The following is a 5,297-nucleotide window of genomic DNA, read 5'->3' as shown; positions in this document are numbered from 1 at the left end:
TGACCGCCTCGTGACCGCCGCGGAGCGCGCGACGATGCTGCCCTCCTCGCTGACCCTCGTCGGGGCCGGCAAGATGGGCGGAGCGATGCTGTCGGGCTGGCTGCGCGCCGGCCTGGACCCCGCCGGGACGACGGTGATCGATCCCTCGCCCTCGCCCGAGACGAAGGCCGTGTGTGCCCAGCACGGCGTCGCCCTGAATCCGCCGAACCTGGAACCGGCCGACGTCCTCGTCCTCGCCGTGAAGCCTCAGGGGCTCGCCGATGCGGCGCCGGCATTGGCGCCGGTCGTCGGTCCGGGCACTCTCGTGCTCTCGATCCTCGCAGGAAAAACCATCGCCGACATCGCGGCGCGGTTGCCCACGACCGCCGTGGTGCGCGCGATGCCCAACCTCCCCGCCAGCATCGGGCGCGGCGTTACCGGTGCGGTGGCGAGCGCCGGGGTGTCGCCCCGGCAGCGGGCGCAGGCCGATGCGCTTCTCGCCTGCGTCGGCCTTGTCGAGTGGCTGGACCAGGAGGTGCTGATCGATGCGCTCACCGCCGTCTCGGGTTCAGGCCCAGCCTATGTCTTTCATCTCGTGGAAGCGCTGGCGGAGGCGGGATGCGCGGCCGGCCTGCCGCGGGACATGGCCGACCGTCTCGCTCGCGCCACCGTGACGGGTGCAGGCGCTCTCCTCGACGGCGACCCGCGAGAGGCCGCGCGCCTGCGCCGGGACGTGACCTCGCCGGGCGGCACGACCGCCGAGGCGCTGGCGGTGCTGATGCGAGAGGACGGTTTGGCCAAGCTGATGCGCGAAGCCGTTGCCGCTGCCGCGCGCCGGGCGGGTGAGTTGTCCGGCTGACGGCGTTGGCCGGTCGCAGGCCCTAACGGGAACCGATCTTCCGCCTTAGATAGGGAGCATGGAAGAGGATCGGACAGCCATGGACAACGAAGCCTCGACGCCGCAAGGCACCCCGGTCATCGCGGCCGCCAAGCCCGCGACGGGGCCGAAGATCCCGCCGCGCGAAGCCGCAGTCGAGGCGCTGATGCGCCTGGCCGCCGAGCAGCCCTGGAACGACATCGAGATCGGCGACATCGCCCGCGAGGCGGGCCTCAGCCTCGCCGAGTTCCGCGACCTGTTTCCGTCGAAGGGGGCCGTGCTCGGCGGCCTTGCCCGGATGCTCGACCGCAAGGTCCTCGACGGCGACACCACCGATCTCGCCGAAGAACCCACCCGCGAGCGTCTGTTCGACGTGCTGATGCGCCGCCTCGATGCGATGGCGCCCTACAAGACGGCTCTGCGCCGCATCGCCTACGCGTTGCGCGGCGATCCGCTCTCGATGCTGGCGCTGAACGGCGTCGCGCTCAATTCGCACCGGTTCATGCTGGCGGCCGCCGGGATCAACACCGAGGGGCCGCTCGGGCGCCTCAAGCTCCAGGGTGTCGTCATCGCCTTCGCCCGGACCGTCGAGACCTGGCTCGACGACGAGGATCCCGCCCTTGCCCGCACCATGGCGCGGCTCGACAAGGAGATCCGCAACGGCGAGCGGCTGATGGAGCGGGCCGAGGATGCCCGGCGCCTCACAGCGCCCCTCCGGGCGATCGGACGCTCGCTCCTCGACCGCCGGCCCCGTCGGTCATCGGCGACGCGCGACGAGACCGACGGCGATCCTGCCGCCGTGATCTGACGTTCAGGGCCGTCCACCCTCGATCCGCCGCAGCACGAAGGTCGTCCCGACTTCGGGGTCGCGGCGCCACCGCCCGTCACCGGTCGGGACGAGCTCGACGGCGTGGCCTCGCTTCGCCCTGAGGGTCATGCGGCCCCCGGCGGCCTGCCACAGCACCGGGTCGAAGACGGCAATGCCGCTGTCACGACAGCCCTCCAGGATTCGCACGGGGCCCGGTTTGGCCGTCTCCCCCGGCTGCAGCTCGACGCGGCAGACATCCCGGTCCATGAACCTGTCGAGGGCATAGAGGCCCGACAAGGATTCCGTCGCTGACGCGAGTCCCGATTGGTCGTCGGCGGGTCTCGCCAGCGGATCGCGGGGACCTGAGAATGCAGGGCCGGACGGGTTCGGCGCAGCTTCGGCGGCTCCCGTCGCGGCGATCTGGAGGGGAACGAGGCTGTAGCTCTCGCCCGTATCGAGGCCGGCGCCGTAGCTGCGCCCATCCGCACGGCGCTTGAAGGCGAGGATCGGGCGGACGTCCTTGTCGACGAGCCGGACCGCGTCCTCGGTGAACAGCCACCCGGAGATGCCGCTGAGCACCGGCAGCGCGCGCCGGCAGCCCGCCGGAAACGAGAGCTTGCGCCCGGCCTCGCCGCTGGCGGACGACAGGGTCAGGACGCAACGGCGCGTACTCCCGTCCCTGGACAGGTCCCAGGTTCCAGGGACGCCAGCCAGGGTCTGGGGCAGGCTCGGGACGAAAGCCGAAGGGTCCGCCGGGGCATCCTGTGCCTGTGCTTCCAGCGACGACAGCAGCGCGGCCGTCAGGGCCGCGGCGACGCACCAGTCGGATCTCATCGCGCACCCCTCCAGGGCGTTTCGGGCACCGGCGTCAGCGGGCCGTGCCCCCCGAACCAGGAGACGAGGTTGTCGATGACGAGCTGGCCCATCGCCGCGCGGGTCTGGTCGGTGCCCGAACCCACATGCGGCAGCAGCACGACCTGATCGAGGGCGACAAGTTCGGCCGGCACGTGCGGCTCCCCGGCGAAGACGTCGAGGCCGGCGCTACGGATCGTCCCTTCCTTCAACGCGGCGATCAGCGCCGCTTCGTCGACCACGCTGCCGCGGGCGACGTTGACGAGGATTCCGTCGGGACCGAGCGCGGCGAGGATCGCGGCATCGACGAGCCCCTTCGTCCCGGGGCCTCCCGGCGCCACCACGATGAGGACGTCGACGGCCTGGGCGAGCCCGAGCAGAGTCGGATGGTACTCGTATCCGACACCCTCCTGCGCATGGCGGCCGTGATAGGCGATCGCGACGCCGAACCCGTCGAGCCGCCGCGCGACGGCGTGGCCGATCCGCCCGAGACCGAGGATGCCGACCCGTCGCCCGCGCAGGGTGGTGGTCAGGGGGAACGAGCGCTCGGACCAGCGCCCCGATCGCAGGTAGCGGTCGGCCTGGGGGATCTGCCGGACCGTGGCGAGGAGCAGGCCGAGGGTGAGGTCGGCGACCTCCTCGTTGAGGACGTCGGGCGTATGGGTCACCACGACCCCGCGGGCGGCGGCTGCGCGAACGTCGACGGTGTCGTAGCCGACGCCGAGGCTCGCGACGATCTCAAGCCCGGGTAGGCGCGCCAGCAGCGCCTCGTCGACGGGAGCCTGCGCGCCGACCGCGAGCCCGCGGATCCGCGGGCCGGCTTCGTCGAGGAACGCCTCTCGGTCGCGGACCTGGTCGAGGCGGTGAACCGTGAAGGCGCGGGCCAGCGCGTCCATGACGCTCGGCTGCATCGCCTTGAGAAGCAGGAGATCGACGGGAGGCGGCACGGTCACTGGCACACTCGGAGGGGTGTCGTTGCGGATCTACAGCATCGGCCCGAACAGCGGGACCCGATGTTCGGCAGAAGCCGGTGCAAAAACAAGATCATGGAGCATCGGGATCGCCACCTCGAAACCGCGGAATGTCGGGCCAGCCATCGCCCCGATGCAACCGTGCGGCCACTTCCGAAACGGCGGCGGAATGACTACTACAAGGGCTAACCCTTTCCCGAAATGCAGAAAGCTCGACCGCGATCATGACGGCCCCGCGCACCCTCTACGATAAGATCTGGGACGACCACGTCGTCGATGTGGAGCCCGATGGCACGAGCCTCCTCTACATCGACCGCCACCTCGTCCACGAGGTCACGAGCCCGCAGGCCTTCGAGGGCCTGCGCGTGGCCGGCCGCCGGGTGCGCCATCCGGAGAAGACGTTGGCCGTCGTCGACCACAACGTCCAGACCTCGGACCGCAGCTTCGGCATCGAGGATCCCGAGAGCCGCATCCAGCTCGAGGCGCTGGCCGAGAACGTGCGCGATTTCGGGATCGAGTTCTACGATGCCCTCGATCGCCGCCAGGGCATCGTCCACGTCATCGGCCCGGAGCAGGGCTTCACCCTGCCGGGCCAGACCATCGTGTGCGGCGACAGCCACACCTCGACGCACGGCGCCTTCGGGGCGCTGGCGCACGGCATCGGCACGTCGGAGGTCGAGCACGTGCTCGCCACCCAGACCCTGCTGCAGCGCAAGGCTCGGAACATGCGCGTCACGGTCGACGGCACACTGCCGGCCGGCGTGACCGCCAAGGACATCATCCTGGCGATCATCGGCGAGATCGGCACGGCCGGCGGCACCGGCTACGTCATCGAATATGCCGGCGAGGCAATCCGCGCCCTCTCGATGGAGGGCCGGATGACGATCTGCAACATGTCGATCGAGGGCGGCGCCCGCGCCGGCCTCGTGGCGCCGGACGCCACCACCTACGACTACGTCAAGGGTCGGCCGAAGGCGCCGCAGGGCGAGATGTTCGAGCGCGCGCGCGCTTATTGGGAGAGCCTCGTCACCGACGAGGGCGCCCATTTCGACCGTGAGGTCCGCCTCGACGCCGCCAACCTGCCGCCGGTCGTGAGCTGGGGCACGAGCCCCGAGGACGTGGTCTCGATCTCCGGATCGGTGCCCGACCCGGCCGCGATCGCCGACGAGAACAAGCGCCAGTCGAAGGAGAAGGCCCTGGCCTATATGGGCCTGGAGCCGGGCACCCGGATCACCGACATCAGCCTCGACCGGGTCTTCATCGGCTCTTGCACGAATGGCCGCATCGAGGATTTGCGCGCAGTCGCCAAGGTCGTGGAGGGCCGCAAGGTCCACGCGAACGTCTCGGCCATGGTGGTGCCGGGCTCCGGCCTCGTGAAAGCTCAAGCCGAGGCCGAGGGTCTCGACCGGATCCTGATCGCGGCCGGCTTCGATTGGCGCGAGCCCGGCTGTTCGATGTGCCTCGGTATGAACGCCGACCGCCTAAGCCCGTTTGAGCGCTGCGCCTCGACCTCGAACCGCAACTTCGAAGGCCGCCAGGGTCATCGCGGCCGTACCCACCTCGTCTCCCCGGCCATGGCCGCCGCCGCCGCCGTGGCCGGCCGCTTCGTCGACATCCGCGACTGGGACCACGGCTGACCGGCCGCCGCGAAATCCGATTGACGTCGTGGGCCGGCCCGCCTAAACGACCCACGACGTCGGCCGCAACGCGGCCCACGGGCCCAGGTGGCGGAATTGGTAGACGCGCTGGTTTCAGGTACCAGTCTTGCAAGAGGTGAAGGTTCGAGTCCTTTCCTGGGCACCATCAGCCG

Annotated in this window: 5 protein-coding genes and 1 tRNA gene; 4 read left to right on the top strand and 2 right to left on the bottom strand. The window is 70.6% G+C overall.

Going from position 1 to position 5,297, the window contains the following annotated elements; all coding sequences use genetic code 11:
* Window positions 1–34: 34 nt before the first annotated feature.
* A complete protein-coding gene (gene proC, locus ACFE7U_RS13390) occupies window positions 35–838 on the top strand; it encodes a pyrroline-5-carboxylate reductase (protein ID WP_375410232.1) in 804 nt (267 codons plus the stop codon).
* A gap of 79 nt (window positions 839–917) precedes the next feature.
* Complete coding sequence (locus ACFE7U_RS13385) at window positions 918–1,664, top strand: TetR/AcrR family transcriptional regulator (protein ID WP_375410216.1); 747 nt, start codon at window positions 918–920, stop codon at window positions 1,662–1,664.
* 3 nt (window positions 1,665–1,667) lie between these two features.
* Here the strand turns inward: ACFE7U_RS13385 and ACFE7U_RS13380 are convergent, their stop codons facing one another.
* Entirely contained in the window at window positions 1,668–2,498 is an 831-nt protein-coding gene (locus ACFE7U_RS13380) for an AprI/Inh family metalloprotease inhibitor (protein WP_375410215.1), read from the bottom strand.
* Window positions 2,495–3,463 (bottom strand): 2-hydroxyacid dehydrogenase, encoded by a 969-nt coding sequence (locus ACFE7U_RS13375; RefSeq protein ID WP_375410231.1) that lies wholly within the window; start codon window positions 3,461–3,463, stop codon window positions 2,495–2,497. Before ACFE7U_RS13375 ends, ACFE7U_RS13380 begins: the two co-directional genes overlap by 4 nt.
* A 248-nt stretch (window positions 3,464–3,711) precedes the next feature.
* Here ACFE7U_RS13375 and leuC point away from each other — a divergent pair, with 248 nt between their 5' ends.
* On the top strand, window positions 3,712–5,124 hold the full coding sequence (gene leuC / locus ACFE7U_RS13370) for a 3-isopropylmalate dehydratase large subunit (RefSeq protein ID WP_375410214.1): 1,413 nt from the start codon (window positions 3,712–3,714) through the stop codon (window positions 5,122–5,124).
* Window positions 5,125–5,205: 81 nt separating this feature from the next.
* Window positions 5,206–5,290, top strand: a tRNA-Leu gene (locus tag ACFE7U_RS13365).
* Window positions 5,291–5,297 lie beyond the last annotated feature (7 nt).

The organism is uncultured Methylobacterium sp. (assembly GCF_964251405.1).
Lineage (GTDB): Bacteria > Pseudomonadota > Alphaproteobacteria > Rhizobiales > Beijerinckiaceae > Methylobacterium.
This window is presented reverse-complemented; position numbering and strand designations above follow the sequence as displayed.

Bases quoted from the DNA above. Each gene is read 5' to 3' on its own strand.
- leuC (WP_375410214.1), top strand. From the start codon at position 3,712: ATGACGGCCCCGCGCACCCTCTACGATAAGATCTGGGACGACCACGTC.
- ACFE7U_RS13380 (WP_375410215.1), bottom strand. From the start codon at position 2,498: ATGAGATCCGACTGGTGCGTCGCCGCGGCCCTGACGGCCGCGCTGCTG.
- ACFE7U_RS13385 (WP_375410216.1), top strand. From the start codon at position 918: ATGGACAACGAAGCCTCGACGCCGCAAGGCACCCCGGTCATCGCGGCC.
- proC (WP_375410232.1), top strand. From the start codon at position 35: ATGCTGCCCTCCTCGCTGACCCTCGTCGGGGCCGGCAAGATGGGCGGA.